A 464-nucleotide genomic window follows, 5' to 3' on the forward strand; every position below is an offset into this window, starting at 1 on the left:
TCGGTTGTCCAGTCCAGCCCCAATGCATCGGCTCCGGTGTCAGCCATCGACTCCAGCCACTGCCCTCCGCCTTTGGTAAACAGGATCACAGGAATCTGCTGGCCGTCATACACCCGCGTCAGGCCTTCTACAATTTGACGCATATAGCGCAGCGAAAATTCCTGATACGCCACATCACTCAGACTGCCGCCCCAGGTATCAAAAATCTGTACCGCCTGGGCTCCGGCCCGAATCTGGGCATTAAGATAATCAATCACCGATTTGGCAAGCACATCCAGCAGCTGATGCATGACTTCCGGCGTGTCGTACATCATCGCTTTCACATGACGGAAGTCCTTCGACGAGCCACCTTCAACCATATAGGTTGCCAAGGTCCAGGGACTGCCGGAGAAACCGATCAGAGGTACACGGCCATTCAGCTCAGAGTGAATGGTCGTCACCGCTTTCAAGACGTAATTCAGGTA

The 464-nt window shown here is 54.1% G+C and carries 1 protein-coding gene; it reads right to left on the reverse strand.

What is annotated here, in order from left to right:
• Window positions 1–464 (reverse strand): uroporphyrinogen decarboxylase family protein (locus Q4563_RS16065; protein WP_303605185.1); only part of this gene is annotated, 464 nt, incomplete at both ends.

The sequence above is a fragment of the Gilvimarinus sp. 1_MG-2023 genome (genome assembly GCF_030548285.1).